This window comes from Acidobacteriota bacterium (assembly GCA_035529075.1).
Lineage (GTDB): Bacteria > Zixibacteria > MSB-5A5 > GN15 > FEB-12 > DATKXK01.
In genome coordinates, this window is record DATKXK010000012.1 from 77,164 (window position 1) to 95,033 (window position 17,870).

The 17,870-nt window shown below is 59.6% G+C and carries 20 protein-coding genes; 12 read left to right on the forward strand and 8 right to left on the reverse strand.

Translation table 11 applies throughout. The features are described 5' to 3' along the window. Positions 1 to 52 precede the first annotated feature (52 nt). The 12 genes from VMY05_06750 (at position 53) to VMY05_06805 (ending at position 8,695) form a co-directional block, all read left to right on the forward strand. Positions 53 to 1,048, forward strand: coding sequence for a HAMP domain-containing sensor histidine kinase (locus tag VMY05_06750; GenBank protein HUV30766.1), 996 nt, complete (start codon positions 53 to 55; stop codon positions 1,046 to 1,048). Beyond that, the gene (locus tag VMY05_06755; protein HUV30767.1) at positions 1,026 to 1,739 is read left to right on the forward strand and encodes a response regulator transcription factor; all 714 of its coding nucleotides are present in this window, start codon (positions 1,026 to 1,028) and stop codon (positions 1,737 to 1,739) included. Before VMY05_06750 ends, VMY05_06755 begins: the two co-directional genes overlap by 23 nt. Positions 1,740 to 1,899: 160 nt before the next feature. After that, on the forward strand, positions 1,900 to 2,484 hold the full coding sequence (gene pth, locus VMY05_06760) for an aminoacyl-tRNA hydrolase (GenBank protein HUV30768.1): 585 nt from the start codon (positions 1,900 to 1,902) through the stop codon (positions 2,482 to 2,484). A gap of 52 nt (positions 2,485 to 2,536) precedes the next feature. Next, a complete protein-coding gene (gene rpsF / locus VMY05_06765) occupies positions 2,537 to 3,109 on the forward strand; it encodes a 30S ribosomal protein S6 (GenBank protein ID HUV30769.1) in 573 nt (190 codons plus the stop codon). 216 nt (positions 3,110 to 3,325) lie between these two features. Continuing rightward, a complete protein-coding gene (gene rpsR / locus VMY05_06770; GenBank protein HUV30770.1) occupies positions 3,326 to 3,577 on the forward strand; it encodes a 30S ribosomal protein S18 in 252 nt (83 codons plus the stop codon). Positions 3,578 to 3,652: 75 nt separating this feature from the next. Further along, a complete protein-coding gene (locus VMY05_06775; protein HUV30771.1) occupies positions 3,653 to 4,579 on the forward strand; it encodes a DUF2232 domain-containing protein in 927 nt (308 codons plus the stop codon). 50 nt (positions 4,580 to 4,629) lie between these two features. Further along, positions 4,630 to 5,076: a 50S ribosomal protein L9 gene (gene rplI, locus VMY05_06780; GenBank protein HUV30772.1), complete on the forward strand. Its 447-nt coding sequence runs from the start codon at positions 4,630 to 4,632 to the stop codon at positions 5,074 to 5,076. A 3-nt stretch (positions 5,077 to 5,079) separates the two neighbouring features. Then, positions 5,080 to 5,574 carry a bifunctional nuclease family protein gene (locus tag VMY05_06785; protein HUV30773.1) on the forward strand — a complete coding sequence of 165 codons (495 nt, stop codon included), beginning with the start codon at positions 5,080 to 5,082 and terminating at the stop codon, positions 5,572 to 5,574. Then, positions 5,575 to 7,362 carry a penicillin-binding protein activator gene (locus VMY05_06790; protein ID HUV30774.1) on the forward strand — a complete coding sequence of 596 codons (1,788 nt, stop codon included), beginning with the start codon at positions 5,575 to 5,577 and terminating at the stop codon, positions 7,360 to 7,362. Positions 7,363 to 7,468: 106 nt separating this feature from the next. Continuing rightward, complete coding sequence (locus VMY05_06795; protein HUV30775.1) at positions 7,469 to 7,669, forward strand: hypothetical protein; 201 nt, start codon at positions 7,469 to 7,471, stop codon at positions 7,667 to 7,669. Between the two features lie 13 nt (positions 7,670 to 7,682). Beyond that, on the forward strand, positions 7,683 to 8,213 hold the full coding sequence (locus VMY05_06800) for a hypothetical protein (GenBank protein ID HUV30776.1): 531 nt from the start codon (positions 7,683 to 7,685) through the stop codon (positions 8,211 to 8,213). Next, the gene (locus tag VMY05_06805; protein HUV30777.1) at positions 8,210 to 8,695 is read left to right on the forward strand and encodes a hypothetical protein; all 486 of its coding nucleotides are present in this window, start codon (positions 8,210 to 8,212) and stop codon (positions 8,693 to 8,695) included. Before VMY05_06800 ends, VMY05_06805 begins: the two co-directional genes overlap by 4 nt. Before the next feature lie 66 nt (positions 8,696 to 8,761). Here VMY05_06805 and gyrB read toward each other — a convergent pair whose 3' ends face one another. The 8 genes from gyrB to VMY05_06845 all read right to left on the reverse strand — a co-directional run bounded on the left by gyrB (position 8,762) and on the right by VMY05_06845 (position 17,823). After that, positions 8,762 to 10,714 (reverse strand): DNA topoisomerase (ATP-hydrolyzing) subunit B, encoded by a 1,953-nt coding sequence (gene gyrB, locus VMY05_06810; protein HUV30778.1) that lies wholly within the window; start codon positions 10,712 to 10,714, stop codon positions 8,762 to 8,764. Further along, positions 10,698 to 11,048 (reverse strand): DUF721 domain-containing protein, encoded by a 351-nt coding sequence (locus VMY05_06815; protein ID HUV30779.1) that lies wholly within the window; start codon positions 11,046 to 11,048, stop codon positions 10,698 to 10,700. Before VMY05_06815 ends, gyrB begins: the two co-directional genes overlap by 17 nt. A gap of 294 nt (positions 11,049 to 11,342) precedes the next feature. Beyond that, positions 11,343 to 12,029 (reverse strand): head GIN domain-containing protein, encoded by a 687-nt coding sequence (locus VMY05_06820; protein ID HUV30780.1) that lies wholly within the window; start codon positions 12,027 to 12,029, stop codon positions 11,343 to 11,345. Between the two features lie 79 nt (positions 12,030 to 12,108). Further along, positions 12,109 to 13,083, reverse strand: a complete 975-nt coding sequence (locus VMY05_06825) for a hypothetical protein (GenBank protein ID HUV30781.1) — start codon at positions 13,081 to 13,083, stop codon at positions 12,109 to 12,111. Between the two features lie 109 nt (positions 13,084 to 13,192). Then, positions 13,193 to 13,606, reverse strand: coding sequence for a hypothetical protein (locus VMY05_06830; protein ID HUV30782.1), 414 nt, complete (start codon positions 13,604 to 13,606; stop codon positions 13,193 to 13,195). A gap of 207 nt (positions 13,607 to 13,813) precedes the next feature. Then, a complete protein-coding gene (locus VMY05_06835) occupies positions 13,814 to 14,152 on the reverse strand; it encodes a hypothetical protein (GenBank protein HUV30783.1) in 339 nt (112 codons plus the stop codon). Then, complete coding sequence (locus VMY05_06840; protein ID HUV30784.1) at positions 14,136 to 14,369, reverse strand: hypothetical protein; 234 nt, start codon at positions 14,367 to 14,369, stop codon at positions 14,136 to 14,138. The genes VMY05_06835 and VMY05_06840 overlap by 17 nt, the downstream gene beginning before the upstream one ends. A gap of 829 nt (positions 14,370 to 15,198) precedes the next feature. Continuing rightward, positions 15,199 to 17,823, reverse strand: coding sequence for a BamA/TamA family outer membrane protein (locus tag VMY05_06845; GenBank protein HUV30785.1), 2,625 nt, complete (start codon positions 17,821 to 17,823; stop codon positions 15,199 to 15,201). Between the last annotated feature and the right edge of the window lie 47 nt (positions 17,824 to 17,870).

The following is a 17,870-nucleotide window of genomic DNA, read 5'->3' on the forward strand; positions in this document are numbered from 1 at the left end:
CGCGCTGAATGGTACCATATCCTCGGCAAACTGAAGAAGAGACGTATTTTTTATGCCCTTTAAGTTATCGCCCAAGACGGCCCTCGGTCTGTTCATCGCCATGGTCGTTTTCCTGCTGGCCCAGGCTGTCTGGTGGGTGGTGTTCATGGCCCGCCTGGTCGACGAGAAGGTCCTTCTGGCCGAGGAACTCGGTGCGTCAGGGCAGTTCGTTGACAGCCTGCATCAGGAAGAGATTTCCAGGCAGGTCATGGTAGGCCTGGAGGGGGTTGTCTTTCTGCTTCTGATATTTGCCGGCATCTGGCTGATCTACCGGTCGCTGGTGAAAACCGAGGAGCTGAAGTTCCATCAACAGAATTTTCTCCTGGCCGTAACGCATGAACTGAAGACGCCCCTTTCGTCGATCAAGGTATATCTTGATACTCTCACGTCGCAGAAGATACCGGACGCCAAAAAGCAGGCGGTCATTCCGAAGATGAAAGAGGACGTCAGCCGGCTGGAGAAGCATGTGGAGAAGATTCTTGAGGCAGGACGGTTTGAGCGCGCGGGGTACACGCTCAATCTTGAATACTTCGACTTGACCCGTCTTGTTCAGGAACGCATTGCGGCCCTCGAGCGTATCACCACCCGGGTGCCCATTGCCGTCAAGCCGAACCTGGAAAAAGACGTGACGTTCCATGGTGATGAGATGGCGCTGGGACGCGCGATCGACGCGATTCTTGAAAACTCTCTGAAATACCACGTCGCCGGGGGAATCGAGATCGATGTCAGCCTTTCGGTGCGGGACTCTAGGATCGTGCTTGAAATCGCCGACCGTGGTATCGGGCTGGAAAGAAAAGAGCTGGAAACGATTTTCGAGCGCTTCTACCGCGTAGGCGACGAGCTGACGCGGGGCTCGGAAGGAACAGGGTTGGGGCTGTACCTTTGCCGGGAGATCGTCAGGGCGCTCGGTGGCGACGTCACCGCCCGCTCGGACGGTCCGGGCAAAGGTGCGAGGTTCACCATAACCCTGAAACAGAGCAAAGTACGTGAAAACGATATTGCTGGTTGAAGACGACCTGCACCTGGCCGACGGCCTGACTATGAACCTCGAGGCTGAAGGCTACCAGGTGGTGCACGCGGCCGACGGTCACCTGGTGCTCGAGGAGTTCGACAAGGGCATGTTTGATCTCGTTCTGCTGGACATCATGCTGCCCGGGACCGACGGTCTGACTATCTGCAAGGAGATCCGCAGTCGGGGGGATACTGTGCCGATCCTCTTTCTTACCGCTCGCGATCAGGCGGAGCAGAAGGTGGAGGGCCTTCTGGCCGGAGGGGACGATTACCTCACCAAGCCGTTCGACACGGCCGAATTGCTGGCGCGGATCCAGGGGATTTTTCGCAGGCAGGCCTGGCTGGCGGCCGAGGGATCGGTCGATGACGAGTATGAGTTTGACGGCCGGCGAGTCAATTTCCGTACGTTCGAAGCCGCGGGTCCGCGAGGCGGGTCCAGGCTTACCCGTAAAGAATGCATGGTAATCAAGTACCTGGTGGAACGTGAGGGGGAAGTCGTCAGCCGGGACCAGCTCCTCGATGCCGTTTGGGGGTATCACATCTACCCGACCAACCGGACTATCGACAATTTCGTCCTGAAGATCCGCAAGATATTCGAGGATGACCCGAAGAAACCGAGATATTTCGAGACAATCAGGGGGACCGGCTACCGGTTTTCACTCGACCGCTATGCGCCTGACCAGGAATAGGCGGGGCGGACCATTGCCGGGGCACTGCCGCTGTCGCCGAAATGTTCGGTGTGACTCTGTGCCGGCCGGCCTTACCGCGGTATCCTTGACTTTCCGGGACGAGACGTTACTTTCCGAAGCTTCTGCCCGTAAATGCAGTTGATGGAGCAACGTGATTTCTTTGATTGCAGGCCTGGGCAACCCGGGTGATCGGTACGCCGGTACACGGCATAATATCGGTTTCGAGGTGGTGGACCGGGTATGCCGGGAGTTGAATGCGTCGGCCGGGCCGGACGCTGATCTGTACCAGTGGTCGGTCGCCGAGTTGCCGGCCGGAAAGATCTACCTGGCCAAGCCCGGCACGTCTGTGAATCGCGCCGGGCTGGCCGTGCATCAGCTGCTCGCCGACAGCAGCCTTGAGATAAGCAGGCTGCTGGTTGTGCTCGATGACTTCCAACTGCCGCTGGGGGCGGTTCGCATTCGAGCTTTCGGTTCCGACGGCGGGCATAACGGGCTGGCGTCAATAATCGACGAATTGGGAACCCAGGATTTTGCGAGGCTCCGCCTGGGTATCGGCCCGCCTCAGGATACTTCGCCAGCCACAGACTTCGTCCTGGCGCGGTTTGAGCCGGAGGAAGAAGAAACCGTCGAAGAAATGGTTGCCATAGCGTCTCAGGCGGTTATATTTGCTGCCGGTCATCCCCTCGATGAGGTGATGTCAAAATACAACAAGAGCCCTGCTCCCCCGAACGGCACGAGGCAGTGAGTTTCAGGGGAGCCGTTGAACCTTTAACCAACGTCCGAAGGGAGGTCTGCACGTGAAGACCTACGAGACAACGTTCATTATCAATCCCCAGGTGGATGATGCCACGATTGACCGGCAGGTCAAGGCGGTGCTGGATATCATTACCGGCAACGGAGGCACGATTCTGCGCCAAAACCGGATGGGGACGCGCCGCCTGGCCTACGAGATCAAGGGACTTACCCAGGGCTACTACGCCGACGTCGTTTTTGAAGGCTCCCCCGAGGTCCTGTCGTTGCTGACTCGCCACTACAGGCTTGAAGAACCCTACGTCCGCTACCTGACCATCCTCTTTGAAGGCTCGCTCACGGAAGAGGGGGAGAGGCCGGAAACCGCAGGGGCAACCGAGAGAGAGTCGCGACGCCCGGCTGAGCCGGAAGTGACCGCGAAACCTGTAGAGAAACTCGAGCCAGTCGCCGAGGCCTCGACGACCGAGAGCCCGGCGGAAGAGGCCGTGACTGGTGAGGAAGCTCCGGTCGAGGAGCCGTCTGAGAAGCCGCTCACGCCTGAAGACCAGGCTGAGGCGGAGCCCGCCCCTGAACCGGAGCCGGTCGCTAAGCCGGTTGAGGAGGAGGAAGAGGAGCTTTAGGGCCGTGCCGCAAGGACGGATACCGGCTGATTGGGCCGGTCCGAAAGCGGGTCTCGTGAGGCGGCTGTGCCAGTGGGGTCGTTGCTCGTCATCGATTTGCGGCACTGCCTGCAACAGACGTCGTCAGGTACGGGCACCCTTTATTTCGGCGGACGGGGGGCAGTTAGCGGCTGGCAGGTCCGGCTTATAACGGGAACTCAAGACACAGGAATTATCATGTATCCAGATCGCAAACGCAGCATGTACGGAGGCCGACGGAGGAAAATCTGTCGCTTCTGTGAAAACCGCATCGATTACATTGACTTCAAAGAAGACCGCGTGTTAAGGCGGTTTGTGACGGAGCGCGGCAAGATCGTGCCCCGCCGGATCTCCGGCAACTGCGCCAGGCACCAGCGCAAACTGACCCGGGCCATCAAGCGGAGCCGCCATATGGCAATCACGCCCTATGTGAGCGAGTCGTTCCGCTAAAAGGAATGTCTCGCGGAATCGCAGGGTCCAGTGACTTCGAGGCCGAGCCCGACTGTCTGGCCCGTGCCGGCCGGTATGCTTGTGTATTCCGGGCTGAAGTACGGTGTCGGTGGCATGACGCGGGATCTTCTGCCCTCTGTCCTGGTGCTGGCAGCGGCATACGCGCTGGCCGTGTATCTGTACTACGGCATTGCCAGGCAGGCCCATAACCGACGGTTCTATCTGCTCTGGGCCGGTTTCCTGGGGGCGTTAGCGATCGGCTACTTGCTCTCGGGTCGGGTCGAGGGGTGGGACCTGCTATGTGACTTAGCCATGATTTTCGGTGCCGGGCTTGTGGTCGGAAGGCTTGCGGAGGCCCGGGCCGGGTACCGGACCTGCTATCTTGGCGGTCTTTTCGTGGTGGTTCTTTTCAGTCTTATGTGGATAATCCCACGCTGGCCCCAGATGCACGCGGCCGCTTCTGCGGCGGCCAGGGACGTTATAGCCGGGCTGCAACAGGGGGCGTCTCCGGGCCTGCTCGGCGGCGGCCTGGCCGCGAAGTACGGGGAATCGCTGGAGAGGATATTCAGGACCTTCGTCCGGCTTTTGCCGGCGTCGGTTGTGATGAGTGCCGTGGCTCAGTATTCGATCGGGTTTCTCTGGTTCGCCGAAATTAAGCAGCGCGAGACGGGCGAGGTTTCGTTGCTGAAGTCGTTCGTTCACTGGGGAATGCCGCGGGCACTGACGCTTCTGGTGCTTGCGGGCGTCGGCGCCAGGGTGTTTTTTGGGGGAACCGCACAGCTTGCGGCCGACAACGTCCTGGCGGCCCTTTCGGTTTTTTATTGCCTGGCAGGTCTGGCGGTAGTGGAGTTCTACCTGCGACGATTCAGGATCCATTGGGGCCTGAGACTGGTTATCTACCTGCTGCTTGCCCCGACCGGAGTCGCCGGGTACCTTGTGCTGGCCCTTGTGGGATTCCTGACCGGCCTGCATGACTGGCGGCCCCGGTTTGCCTCGGATTGACTTGGCAACGGGTTAAAATTGTGTATATTGATTGACGCGAGAGGTAACATATGAAAGTGATACTGCGTGAAGACGTGCCGGACGTGGGATCAGCCGGCGAGACGATTGAGGTTAAAGACGGATTTGGGCGCAACTACCTGATCCCGCGCAACCTTGCGATTCCGGCGACGAAGGCAACCCTGCAAGCCATCGCGGAGATCGAAAAGCAACGGCAGATACAGGAAAAGAAAAAGCGCCGGGGGGCGGAGATTATCAAGGACAAGATCGAGAAACTCTCCCTCTCGACCGAAGTCCTGGTCGGGGAGGAGGAGAGAGTGTTTGGCTCGGTGACGAGCCGGGAAATAGCAGGCCTTCTTGAAAAGGAAGGCATCACGATCGACCGGCGGGCGATTGAGCTGGAGCAGCCGATCAAGTCACTGGGTGTGTACACCGTCCCGATTAAGGTGGAGAAAGAAGTCGTCGCACAGTTGAAACTGTGGGTCATCAAGAAATCGTAATCCATGGCCATGATCGAAGTAAAACTCGAGGGGCTGGCTCTGGACATGACCACCAATACACCGGTGGTGATACTGGTCCCGAAAGAGCTGGAGAAGGTGTTGCCGATCTGGATCGGCCACGCGGAGGCCTGGGCCATCGCCATGGAGCTCTCCGGTGTCGGCCCCAAGCGGCCGCTGACTCACGATTTGATCAAGCACGTGATCGAGTCGCTGGGTGCCCAGGTGGATCGGGTTGAGATCACCGAGTTGCGTGAACAGACGTTCTATGCCCTGATCCATGTATCACGTGACGGCGAGTTATACAAGATCGATGCCCGGCCCTCCGACTCGATTGCACTGGCGCTCAAGTCCGGCAGCGCGATTTACGTCAATGAGGACCTGTTTACGATCGACGCCCAGGGGTCTGCCGGAAGCCCCTCGATGCCGACTGATCCGGAATCATTGCGCGAACGGCTGCGGAAGATCAATCCTGAAGATTTCGGAAAATACACGCTCTAGATGCGCCTCGCTACTGCCGCCATAGTGCTGCTGCTGATCTCGGGTAACGCGGCACATGTCGCCGGTGAATCTCTCGACGATGTTCCCGAGGCTGTCTCCCTGTACGCGCAGGGGAAGCGTATGCTTCGCCAGGGCGACTGGCTGCAAGCGGCGAGGATCTTCGAAGAACTGACCGGCAGGTTCCCTCGTTCCAGGAACATCGACCTGTTTCTGTTCAACCGCGCCAAGGCCGAGTACTACTTCGGTGAGTACGATGAAGCCCTGGCCGGCTTCAACAGCTTTGCGCTGCGGTTCATGGGTTCTCCTTACTGTGCCCACGCCCGGTTCTTTGCGGGGAATATATATCATCACCGGGGCAATCTCAGTCGTGCGCTGGCCAGCTACATCGACGCGTTCGGTCTGTCGGGTGACGCCGCCCTGGATGAGCTGGTGATCGGCTCCATTCGCGCGCTCCTGGATCGTGCCGGCACGGTGAGTGTCGGTCCGGCGGACTTTACCGAGCTTCAGGCGGAGAAACGGTGCCGCCTGATCAGGTCGGTGGCCGAGGTGCTGGTGAAGCGCAACGAAGTCTATTCGGCGAAGACGCTGCTTGCGATGTGCGGCGAGAAGCTCGATCCCGCGGTGGTTCAGCAGGCTCGGGACGACGACTTGAGCCGGGAGCTGGAAGTGGCCGTGGTGTTGCCGTTGTCCGGCGAGATGCAGGCGTTCGGAGACGAGATTTACAACGGGGCGGTCATCGCGGCGGAACTGTACCGTCGGGAGACCGGCAAGGCGGTCAAGCTGGTACCTTACGATACCAAGCGCGACCCGATCAACGCGGCTCGGATCATCCGGGAGCTGGCCAACTCGTCCACCGACGCGGTAATCGGCCCGCTGACGTCCGACGAGGCGGCCGTTGTCTCGGCCGTGCTCAGTTGCGAGAACCTTCCGTTGATCGCGCCGGCGGCAACCCAGGCCGGGTTGACGGGACTAAACCGAAGCGCCTTCCAGCTTTCGCCCAACATTGAACTGCAGGCGGTGCAGATGGCCGAGTACGCCGTCATGAATCTGCATGCCGACACGGCGGCGATCATTACTTCCACCTCCACCGATCATCTCCAGATGTCCCGGGCCTTTGCCAAGCGGTTCGCGGAGTCCGGCGGTACGATAATCGCGGTTGAGTACTACCGACCGAGGGACAAGGACTTCGGTCCGTACGTGCAGGACATCAAGACCGCGCTGCTGGGTGTGCCGTCTGATTCCGTGTACTTCGTGGACGTTTCGGGTGACACGCTGGAAGTTGACGGCATCCCGGCGCACGTGGATTGCCTGTATCTCCCGGGGACGGCCAGTCAGCTCAGGCTTCTGCTTCCCCAGATTCATTTTTACAACCTCAGCGCCGTATATCTTGGTTCCGACGGCTGGGGTGATGAGGCGATCTACCGGCTGGGAGACGACATCACCAAAGAGGCGGTATTCCCCTCGCCCTTTCTTCAGACGTCCGCCGGCCGGGAGTACACGAGTTTTTCAACGGCCTACGATACACGCTACGGCAAGCCGCCGCAACGGCTGGCGGCGCTTGGATACGACGCCGTTCGTTGCATCACGCGGGCGGTTCTTGACGGCGGCGTGACGCGCGAAAAGCTGATCGAAAAACTGCGGCAGGTTCGGGGCTACGACGGCGCCGCCGCCCGGGTGACTTTCGGCGAGAACCGTGAGAACATCGAAATGCCCATCTATCGCATCCAGGACGCCGCACCCGTCCAGGTGGGGATCGCGCTGCCCGCTTCAGACGCGCAGGCTCCATAGTGCGAGCGGGCGGACTTTTTCTGCGAGTCTCCTTTCCCGATACACCCCCGTTGCCTATATTGGTGTGGCGCTCAGATTGACTCCAGCAAAGACCGGAGATGGGAGAATGGTTGAAAAGAAAATCGCCCTGAAGATGGTGGTCAACGGCAAGGAGAGGGACATTACGTACGAGGAGCTTGCCCTGTCGAATAACCTTGCACAGGAAGCCTTGGTGCGGTTGTTGATCGAAAAGAAACTGATCGAGCCCGACGAACTCCTGAAAATGATGGAGCGGGTCAAGAAGGAGCGATACCGGCAGCCGGAATGAGTCGGGGCAGGTCGTGGCATACAACGAGACATCGAAACCCGGGCAGACGGACAGCCAGGCAACCGGCGGCGGCGAGTCTCTTCAGTGGACGAGCCATCCGCTCAAGCGGCGACCGGCGGTTTCCGCTGTGGTGAGCGGCTTTATTATCGTCGTGGCAATCCTGATCTACTATTCCACCGCGTCGACGGGTTTTGCCCTGCTCGGCCTGGTAATCCTGTTTGCCTCGCTGGCCAGGTTCTATTTTCCCACGTCATACCGGCTCAGCGACAGGGAAATCATGGTCAAGACGGTAACTCAGACGTTGCATAAGGACTGGTCGCTTTACCGGAGCTGTTACCCGGACGGCAACGGCATTCTCCTGTCTCCCTTCACGGGACCGTCCCGGCTCGAGAACTTCAGGGGTCTGTATATGCTGTTTTCCGACAATCGCGACGAGGTCACGGCCTTTGTTCGGCGGCGTCTGGGGCGGACGGTGCCCGTCGACGCTGAATCAGCGCCGGAGAGACCGCCGGCCGGCAGCGGCCAGAAGGGGAATCGAGAGTGAGTTTTCTCAAGGGCGGCATAAACCTGCCTGAGTCCGAGAAGAACCCGTTTCCTGAAGAGGAGCAGGCGGTTCTGGAGAAGCTGGCGCGGAAAACTATAGAGAAAGGCATGACCGTGCCGGCCATTCTGTTTCTGGAGTCCGTCAAGCCGCTCAACTTCATCGGTTCGCAAATACTGATCTTCTTCGAGCCGATCGTACAGACAATATTCAATTTCAAGGACTACAATACCTTCCGCTCCGCGCTGGAGAAGCGCGAGTCAATCGAGTTCCTGATTACCAGGATCGAGGCCTTCGACGCCGTCGCGGCCAGACGCGACAAAGCCGTCAAGAAGTGGTACAAGCAGGAAAAGAAGAACTGGAAGTGGTACCAGCGGTACATCGGTGTTTTCAGGCCGAAAGTCAGGATACCCGAGGAGATCCTGAATCCTCCGGCGGAAGAGTCCGGCGAGATTCCTTCCGGCCCCGGCCGCAGTGGCGACTGAGTCGGCCTGCACGGCACTTTCGCACGTCAGCCGCGAGCGAGCGTAACCTTCGGAACCGGATATCCCTCAAAGGTCGAGATTTCGGACGTACTGGGCGTTTTGCTGGATAAACTCCCGGCGGGGAGCGGTCTCGGAACCCATGAGAATGGTGAACAGTCGCTCAGTGTCGCCGTCCTCGAACTGTATTTGCGCCAGCGTACGGGTCTCCGGGTTCATGGTGGTGGACCAGAGCTGTTCGGGGTTCATTTCTCCGAGACCCTTGTACCGTTGCACGGAGATACCCGTGTCGGGTAGTTGCTTGAGGATCTGTTCCTTATCTTCCTCCGAGTAGGCATAGCGCATGGCCTTGCCGTGCCGGATGCCGTACAGCGGGGGCTGAGCGATATAGATATAGCCGCGGTCGATCAGGCCGCGCATGTAACGGAAGAAGAAGGTCAACAGGAGCGTGCGGATGTGCGATCCGTCGACGTCCGCGTCGGTCATAATGATGATCTTGTGATAGCGGACCTTGTCAGCGTCAAAATCCTCGCGAATGCCGCAGCCGAGTGCGGTGATCATGGCGCGGACTTCCGTATTCGACAGTATTTTGTCGATGCGGGCTTTCTCGACGTTGAGAATCTTACCCCTCAACGGCAGGATCGCCTGAGAGCGGCGGTCCCGTCCCTGTTTGGCCGAGCCTCCCGCTGAGTCACCCTCGACGATGTACAGTTCGGACAGCTCCGGCTCTTTTGAGCTGCAGTCGGCCAGCTTGCCGGGCAGAGCGGCGCTGTCCAGGGCCGTCTTGCGGCGTGTCAGTTCCTTGACCTTGCGCGCCGCCTCCCTGACCGTTGCGGCGGCGATCAGCTTTTCCACGACCTTCCTGCCGACGGGCGGATTCTCCTCGAAGAAGGCTCCGAGGTACTCGTTGGTAACCGACTCGACGGCCCCCCTGACTTCTGAGTTGCCGAGCTTGGTCTTGGTCTGACCCTCGAACTGAGGCTCTCTCAGTTTGACCGATACGACCGCCGTGAGCCCTTCGCGGCTGTCTTCGCCGACCAGGGTGAGGTTATCCTTCTTTAGGATCTTATTCTTGGCCGCGTAGTTGTTGATCGAGCGCGTCAGGGCGGTTCGGAAGCCGGTCAGGTGGGTTCCGCCCTCCAGCGTGTTGATGTTGTTGGCGTACGAGTAAACCGACTCAGCATATCCGTCGTTGTACTGAATGGCCACCTCGACATCCACGCCGTCCCGGACTTTGCGGAAGTGGATCGGCTTCTTGAAGAGCGGAGATTTCCCCTCGTTGAGGTACTCGGCGAAGGAGGACAGACCACCTCGGGACATGAAATCGATTTCCTTATCGGTGCGGTGATCGATCAGTTTGATGGCCAGGCCCTGGTTGAGGAAGGCCAGTTCGCGCATCCGCGACGCGATGATGTCGAACTTGAACTCCCTCTTGGCGAAGATCTGGGAATCGGGCAGGAAACAGGTTCTGGTGCCGCTCTTCTTGTGCGTGCCGATCTTCTTGACCCGCGCCCGGGCGGTACCGCGCTCGTATTCCTGGCGGTAGAGGTCTCCGTCGCGGCTGACTTCGACCCAGCACCATTCGGAGAGCGCATTGACCACCGAGACGCCGACACCGTGCAGACCGCCGGACACCTTGTAGCTCTCATGGGTAAACTTGCCGCCGGCATGCAGAGTCGTCATGACAACTTCCAGAGCCGACACTTTCTGCGTGGGATGTTTCTCAACGGGAATGCCGCGTCCGTTGTCGGTTACCGTCACCGCACCGTCCTTGCCGATCTCGACGGAGATCTTGTCGCAGAATCCGGCCATGGCCTCATCGACTGAATTGTCGACTACCTCGTAGACCATGTGGTGCAGGCCGCGCTGACTGACGTCACCGATATACATAGCCGGCCGACGGCGCACCGCCTCCAGCCCTTTAAGAACCTGGATGGTGGTGGCGTCGTACTTGTGACCAAGCGGTCTTTCGTCGGCGGATTTTCCTGTCTTGTCGCTGATATCGCTAACCTGAGTAGTCATCGTGTATCTTCCTTCTCTCACCCCTGACGAGCCGTACCTGTTTGACCGCGCGCCCGAACGGATACTTTCGGATAGTCTGCAGGATCTCGCCGATCTGCATCGCCAACTCCTGGCGCCAGACCGCGTCCTTGACGGCGACATAGAGGATACCCTCGGAATACCGCACGGCCTGTGCCCGGGCGGCAATCTGTTCGCCGACTATCTCCGGCCACCGGGTGACAACCTGCCAGCCGTTGTACGTCTGTGACAGGCCCAGCGACCCCATGACTTTATCCACGAGGCCGGAGATGGCCTGGGGCCCTTTGGCCTTGCGGTCGAACCGATTCGTGATCATAATCTTAGTCCAATTATCAGTATAAAATAATAACCATTTCTACATCTGTTCGCAAGCAAAAAACACATGCTATCTCTTTGAAAAATAGAAGGTTAGGATCACATTTCGAGATCAAAAACCAGCGATCATGCATGCCGGCAGCCACCTGCCGGCCGTTCGATCACAGGCCTCTCTCAGGGCAGGCAGAACTCGGGAATATGTGATAACGGGCAGGCCTGTGAACGCCCGCCCGTGTGACTTTACCCGCAATCATCGGCTTTATTCGGTTCGTTCCCCGCTGCAGCGAAGAAGCGATCACCTTTTGTGCCGGATATCCCCCGAGCCGTATACCTTCGTGTGGGCGGGATCAGGATTACCATAATAGTAAATGTCCCCACTGCCGTAGACGCGGGCATCGAGGCTTTCGCCGGCGTACACGTGCACGTCGCCCGATCCCCTGATCGTGACGCAGGCAACCTTGGCAATCAGATCGCGCGCGTCGACGTCGCCGGAGCCGGATACGTTGATCTCCACCTCGTCGACTTCACCCTCTGCTCGGAGGTCGCCTGATCCGGAGACCGAGTAGCTGAAATCGCCGCCCTCGAGGTGCTCGATTGTGACGTCCCCGGAACCCGACACCTTGACGGATTCAAGTATCGGTACGGTTATTTCCACGAGACAGCCGCGGTGCGAGGAGTATGAACCTTCGGAATAGACTTCCAGGGTACGTCCGTGAACCTCGGTGATTATATAGTCGATCAGGTTGTCGTCGAACGCGACCGTTACTTTCTTCCCGGAACCTACGGTTACGAGAAGGTCGCACGAGCCGCTGCTCTTGATGCGCGTGAAGTCGTCGACCCGGCGCTCTTCTTCTACCACCCGGCCTGATCCCCTTTCGCTTCTGTGGCCAAGGGGCCACCAGCCGCCCAGGGCCGGCCCGCTTGTCAACATAATCAGCGCCAGCGCGGCCGCGGCGCACGATACGCGTGATCCTCCCGTCATGATGCCCTCCAGTGAAATATAAACAAGCTATTCCTATAAGAGAATACGGGGGGTCGTCGCTGAAGTTGCACCGGCCATCTCAGCGCAGGCAGACCTCGTCAAGGAACACCGAGAGCGTGTCCGATAGGTCGGCGGCAAAAAGCGATACAGCCGCCAGTGACCGCATATCGAGCCGTCTGCCAACCGGGGCGTACTCGATTTCGTTCAACGAGATCGTTACGACGTTCTCGCCCGGGCTGAGAGACAGGGTTTTGTTGTAACGATCGTGGTACTGGTTGTTGTGCCGGCGGTCGTGGATGCGCAGATCAAGGGTAACTGCCGTGTCCCGGGGGTTGAACAGGGTCATGGCCAGGCTGCGGTAACCCGTCCAGTCGGGGTAGGGTTCCACCAGGGCAACCGTGGAGTAGGGCGCCGGCTTGAAGAGCACGTGAGCGGTCTTTGAGGTCTTCTCGCGCCGCCAGTAAGTCGGTGACGGGGTGATTTCCAGATCGGCGTGCGCGGCGGCCAGGAAACGGTTTTCCCAGAAGGACTCGAACCGGCACAGGCAGGGCAGGTTTGCGCTGCGATACGCATATGAGCCGAGCCACAGGCCGGTGGGAATGAATCCGGCCAGCACGAGCAACACCGCCGCCGCGCGGATGGCCCGGGCCGGTGCACGTCCCCACGGCCGGTCGCCTTCCGACAGGTGACGGTCAAACGTGGCAACGACGGCCAGGAATACCAGTGAGCCGACAGCGTCAAGGGCGAGATCCCAGAGGTCGGCATCACGCGGCCCGAAATACTGGACCAACTCCACCAGCCCGCCCGAGACTATCGAAGCCGCCAGCGCCAGGCGGTAATGGTTCAGTCTGGTGCGAAGTCCGGCACCGAGCAGGCGCCGGGACAGGTTCAGGAAGACCAGGGAAAGAAGGCCGAACAGCGGCAGGTGGCCGAAACTGCCCGCCTCCCTCCACAGGTTGGTATGCTCGGGCAGCTTTACAAGAAAGAGACTCCCCAGGATGATCAGCGCGAGAATGACCGGGGCGGCTAAGGAAATACGGGAATAGGCAGGCATCTCAACCCTGGCCGGTCCGGCCGGCGGCGTTCATGGTGATCATGCCGGTAATGTATGTGGCGGCGGCGAGGACTGCAATCACGTTTGCGCGTGACCCCGCCCGACAACGTCACAGGTAGTTGCGGTGGGTGACGGCCTTGAGCTTTTTCCGGCCGGGGTGTTTGTGTGAGGGGATGAAAAAATCCCGGCCTTCGGGCCTGAGCATCCGAATGGTATAATCCTGACAGCCCTGACAGCGGCGTATCTTGCCCAGCGCCTCGCGCCTGATCCTGCGTCTCCGCGCATGGGTAGGGGCGAACACCGGCTCCTTGATTATCCGGTATCCCTTGAGAGGGTCGTCCTCATCGAGAAACTCGACGCCGGCCGTCACCTTGCGCGTGCCCGGTTCGTAGAGGGTAGCGCCGGGGCATTCGATAAAGACGTACTCGTCCGAATCCGACGGTTCAAAGAACGGCTGGGCGTAGACGCCGGAGTCAGGGTTGCAGTTTTCGCACAACCAGACACCGTCTCTGCTGGCCAGCATATGTCCGCAGTTGATGCAGGTCTTCTTTTCGTGCATTAGAGTTGTTTTTGTTTCGCGTGTTTCTTCCCCGGTAAGAGCAAGGGGACTGCCGACGGCTCCGGCGGCATGTATGTCCGCCAAGCACAACCCGTTGCGGTGTTTCAGCGCAGAGTTGCGTTTTGAAAGAACGCCCGCCGGAAATGGGAGGCGCCCGACTGGTGTGGGATTCTATCCCCTGAACAGCAGAAACAACGAGCAGAAGGTCACCGTGACCGGCAAGGCCACCAGGAATGAACAATGAAGAAACAGGGTGGCCAGAAAAGCCAGGGCCAGGGCCGGAACCACCAGGTACTTGAGCGTCGAGAAGGTGAGCTTGGCCACCTTGGACAGGAGCAGGACGGCCACGATGAACAGGACGGCGTAAGTGGCAATCAGCCCGTTCTGGCCGAAGTGCTCGACAATGAACGCCTTGATCGAGCTGACGACGCCCGAGTATTCTTCGGCCTTGAGGGAGGCCTGATCAGCCGCCTGCTTGATCTGGCTGAGTAGCTCAATATTCGACATCATGGGCCTCTTCGAGTGGTTCGATGGTCAGCGAGGACTCCCCAACCCGGGTCAATCCGAGCATCCTGTTGGTGAGGAAGTTCTGGGTGGTAATCCACTTGTGGGAAACCTCCATAATCTCCTCCTGGTCGACTTCGCTGACCCAGTCGAGAACAATCTGGTCAATCCGCTTCTCTTCGACCGTGACGTCATCCATCGTCAGTACGAACTTTACTTTCATACCAGCGTGCCCTGCGGTTGTGTTGTTCGTTCCGGAGGCACAGACTGCAACGGCAGTGCCGCGTGGATGGGAGGGATTGCCGGGCCGCCTTAACACATTGCCTACCAATGAGTTAGTCTGTATTTTGTCGGCGTGTTGAACAACCGGGAAGTGTTTTCCGGGCGGTTTTTGGCCGGAGAGTATGGGGAGTTGCCCACTGGTTGTGGGTCAAGCAAAAGCCTGGCAGCCGGTTAGGCTGCCAGGCCGGTCGTATTGCGAAGTCTGCACCGGCGTCCAAAGGCACCGGTACTTCTCTTCCGGATCAGCGGTTTCTGCCGGGCGCCGTGCCCGCGAATAAGGCCGCGGGCTGATCTTGTCAGCCGGCCTGATCGACCGGAGGCGCCTCGTCCCTGAATGAATCCAAACCTACCCGGAAGAGGGCAAAGGATGCTCTCCTTTGCGTTGAGGTTTCTGCAAGTGGTTCTTTCCCGGTCATTCGCCGCCGACCCGTGCATCCGGGCAACAGAGTACCGGCGGACGACCGACTATCATACACGTTCCTCCACGTTAGTGTTTTCCCTCAGACGATGGAGGTGCGAGACGGGCTTTTTGCTACTGACCTTACTTAAGAAAAGATCAGCGCATGTGAGGTTTGCGCCGATTGATTACGAGGAAGTCGCCACTACCATTCCTCGTTAACAGTATAACCCCGGAACCCATCCGCGTCAAGACAAAATGGCTCCAATGTGACCCGGAGCGTTCCTCGTCGGGCGCAATTCGTGCGATTACGCGAGCGTCTGACGACAGGTCGGTCCGTTCGGACGTTTCGCAGTTCGGAGTCGGACGCTGCTCAGAACGCCAGTCCGGCGTTGAAGTGGAAACGGTCGGTGTCGCGGTTGACCACACCGTAACCGAATTCAAAGGGGCCGATCGGCGTGCTCAGCGCGACCGCGAAACCGTATCCGTGGCGAAGGTTGCGCAGTTTCATCTGGTCGGCGCTGCCGTAGACCTCGCCTATGTCGTACCGGGCGAACAGGTACAACCGCAGCGGCAGTCTGAGACGCACTTCCTGGTTAAGCAGCAACATCTTGTCGCCCGAAAGCTGGTCGCTGCGAAAACCCGAAAAGGAATCAGCGCCGCCGACATAGAACTTCTCCGAAGCGGGCAAGCCGGTACGGGAGATGCCCACTGACAACCGGGGGTGATAGTTCAGGCGCGAGCCGAGGGGCAGGTAGACCTCCAGAGATGAGAAGAGCCGTGTGAATTCGATGTCGCCGCCGAGCGCCTTACCGGCCATTCGTACCTCCAGGAGATGTTTGTTGCCGGTTTCGGGGAACGGTATTCGATTGAATGTCTCGAGGACCGACTGCAGACTGAGAGTGCGCAGTCCGAATCGGTTCCGGTTGCCGGTACGTTGGTCGGTGAGCCTGATCTCCTCGAATGACAGGGTGCCCGTCACGGTGCCGAGCCGGGCGATCTGCTGCCCCAGCCCTGCGGCGGCCCCGAACCGCTCCTCATTGCGGGTGCCGATCTCATCGTTGCCGCCGTCGAAGACAACACGGTCCCTTTGGTCGTAGTGCAGTCTCAGGTGAGTCGTCAGGTAGGTGGAGAAGATGCGGTGGGCCTGCAGTTCGGTAAAGTACCGTTGTCGTTCGTTGCCGTACTGAGCGTGGTTGAGGAATTCCATTCCGATTCCAAGGACGTTGTCGTCCAGCAGTTCGACAAACTGCTCGGAGTCGTATTCGTCGTGCCAGTGCCAGCCCAGACGGACCTGCGTATATTTCTTTTCCACCACGCCGATCCTGAGGATGACCCCGTCGTCCGTGGGTTCGAGGTGCAACGTCACCCGCTCGAACAGGTCGGTGGCGTAAACGTTGTCAATACCCCTGGAGGCCTTTTGCGTGGAGTACGGGTCGCCTCGTTGCAACGGGAAGTACGATCTGACGAGCCAGTCCTTGGTGCGCTCGTTCAGGTCGACGTCGGTACGCCGGATCCGCGCTTCGTCGATGACGATAGTGAAGTTGCTGCATTCCGGATCGATGCGGACGTCGCGGATGCGGGCCAGGTCGTAGCCTGCCGAGGCGTATACGTCGACGATCCGATTGAGGCCTTCCCTGAGTTCGTGCGCGGTGACGACCGAATCGGTAAAGCTCAGTTGCGCGGCGAGCGTGGAGTCATCGAATATGCTGTCTCCCTCGAAGCGGAATACCACGTCGGCGAGCCTGCACGCTTCACGCGGTATTACCGTGAGGGAGACCGGCCCCTCGGTGAGCTTTATGTCCGTTTCTTCGTCACTGGTCGGCCCGATGTCGACCACCGTCTCAAAGAGGTTGAGGTCAAGGCTAAGGCGTTTGAGTTCGTCGAGCAACTGGCGGCGGGTGAAGCGGCGGCCGAGCAGGCCGGCGGTGATCCGATCGGCCAGCCGGCGGTCGGCGGTCGCGACCTGGACCTCGTCTATCCGTCGCGACAGCGTGTCGCGGCGGCGGTGCAGCAGGATTGCAATGCTGTCCGCGGCCTCGAGGCCGGCCCGATACCCAAGCTCGATGAGGGAATCCCGATGCTTGAAGTCCATGGTCGTGAACTCGTCGGGGCAGGGCTCGATGACGATATCAGCGCGACTGAGCTGGTCGGCCAGTTTATCGGCGGTCATGATCGTCGTCACCTGGCCGGCGATATCGACCGGGGTCACGAGTTCTTCCCTGGCCACCAGCGGAGTGGTCGTGTTCACGGCCACGACCAGCGCCGATGTGTCACCCATGCGGCGGACGATGTCAACCGGCACCGGTGTCACCATGCCCCCATCCATCAGGAGACGCGGTCCCTGCTCGACGCCGGTGAAGGCCAGGGGAAACGCCATGGTGGCCCGCATCGCATTGATGACGGACCCGCTGTCCAGGACTACCTCCTGGCCGCTGACAACGTCGGTGGCAATCGTTTTAAAGGGTATGGGGAAGCGGCCGAAGTCATTCCCGGCCACGTAACTCGCTCTGTTGGTCAACGAGGTCAGCAGGGTGGTGACTTCCTGCCCCGTTGTCAGGCCTCTGGGGATGTACGGGGTAAAACCGTCAAAGCGCACGGCCAGGATATGGTGCTCCCGGCCCTGACGCTTGGTGAGAAACATGGACGTACGATTGGGTTCGTTGCTGAGCAGCGACCCGAAATCGATCTTGCCGATTTCCTCGGTGAGCGCGGCCGAACTGTAGCCACAGGCGTACAGGCCGCCGACAATGCCGCCAATGGATGTCCCGGCTATGGCGGTTATGCAGATGTTGCGCTGCTCGAAGGCTCGCAGTATACCGACGGCCGCGAGCCCGCGAGCCCCGCCGCCCGAGAGAGCCAGTTTGATGCTCAAAGGTTCGCTGTCAGAATGGAGATCGGTACCGTGCAGACCGCCGATGACGATCCGCTCGGCGGCGGCGGGTCCGCAAACCGCAAGCAGTAAGACTAAAAGGAGCCTGCCAGCGACAGATTTCACTTGCCAAATCAGCCTGACCGTAAATTCATTGTGCTCGTCGTCACGCA

Coding starts and splice junctions, on each gene's coding strand:
- VMY05_06750 (HUV30766.1), top strand. CDS start 53: ATGCCCTTTAAGTTATCGCCCAAGACGGCCCTCGGTCTGTTCATCGCC.
- rpsR (HUV30770.1), top strand. CDS start 3,326: ATGTATCCAGATCGCAAACGCAGCATGTACGGAGGCCGACGGAGGAAA.
- VMY05_06775 (HUV30771.1), top strand. CDS start 3,653: ATGCTTGTGTATTCCGGGCTGAAGTACGGTGTCGGTGGCATGACGCGG.
- rplI (HUV30772.1), top strand. CDS start 4,630: ATGAAAGTGATACTGCGTGAAGACGTGCCGGACGTGGGATCAGCCGGC.
- VMY05_06785 (HUV30773.1), top strand. CDS start 5,080: ATGGCCATGATCGAAGTAAAACTCGAGGGGCTGGCTCTGGACATGACC.
- VMY05_06790 (HUV30774.1), top strand. CDS start 5,575: ATGCGCCTCGCTACTGCCGCCATAGTGCTGCTGCTGATCTCGGGTAAC.
- VMY05_06795 (HUV30775.1), top strand. CDS start 7,469: ATGGTTGAAAAGAAAATCGCCCTGAAGATGGTGGTCAACGGCAAGGAG.
- gyrB (HUV30778.1), bottom strand. CDS start 10,714: ATGACTACTCAGGTTAGCGATATCAGCGACAAGACAGGAAAATCCGCC.
- VMY05_06815 (HUV30779.1), bottom strand. CDS start 11,048: ATGATCACGAATCGGTTCGACCGCAAGGCCAAAGGGCCCCAGGCCATC.
- VMY05_06820 (HUV30780.1), bottom strand. CDS start 12,029: ATGACGGGAGGATCACGCGTATCGTGCGCCGCGGCCGCGCTGGCGCTG.
- VMY05_06825 (HUV30781.1), bottom strand. CDS start 13,083: ATGCCTGCCTATTCCCGTATTTCCTTAGCCGCCCCGGTCATTCTCGCG.
- VMY05_06830 (HUV30782.1), bottom strand. CDS start 13,606: ATGCTGGCCAGCAGAGACGGTGTCTGGTTGTGCGAAAACTGCAACCCT.
- VMY05_06835 (HUV30783.1), bottom strand. CDS start 14,152: ATGATGTCGAATATTGAGCTACTCAGCCAGATCAAGCAGGCGGCTGAT.
- VMY05_06840 (HUV30784.1), bottom strand. CDS start 14,369: ATGAAAGTAAAGTTCGTACTGACGATGGATGACGTCACGGTCGAAGAG.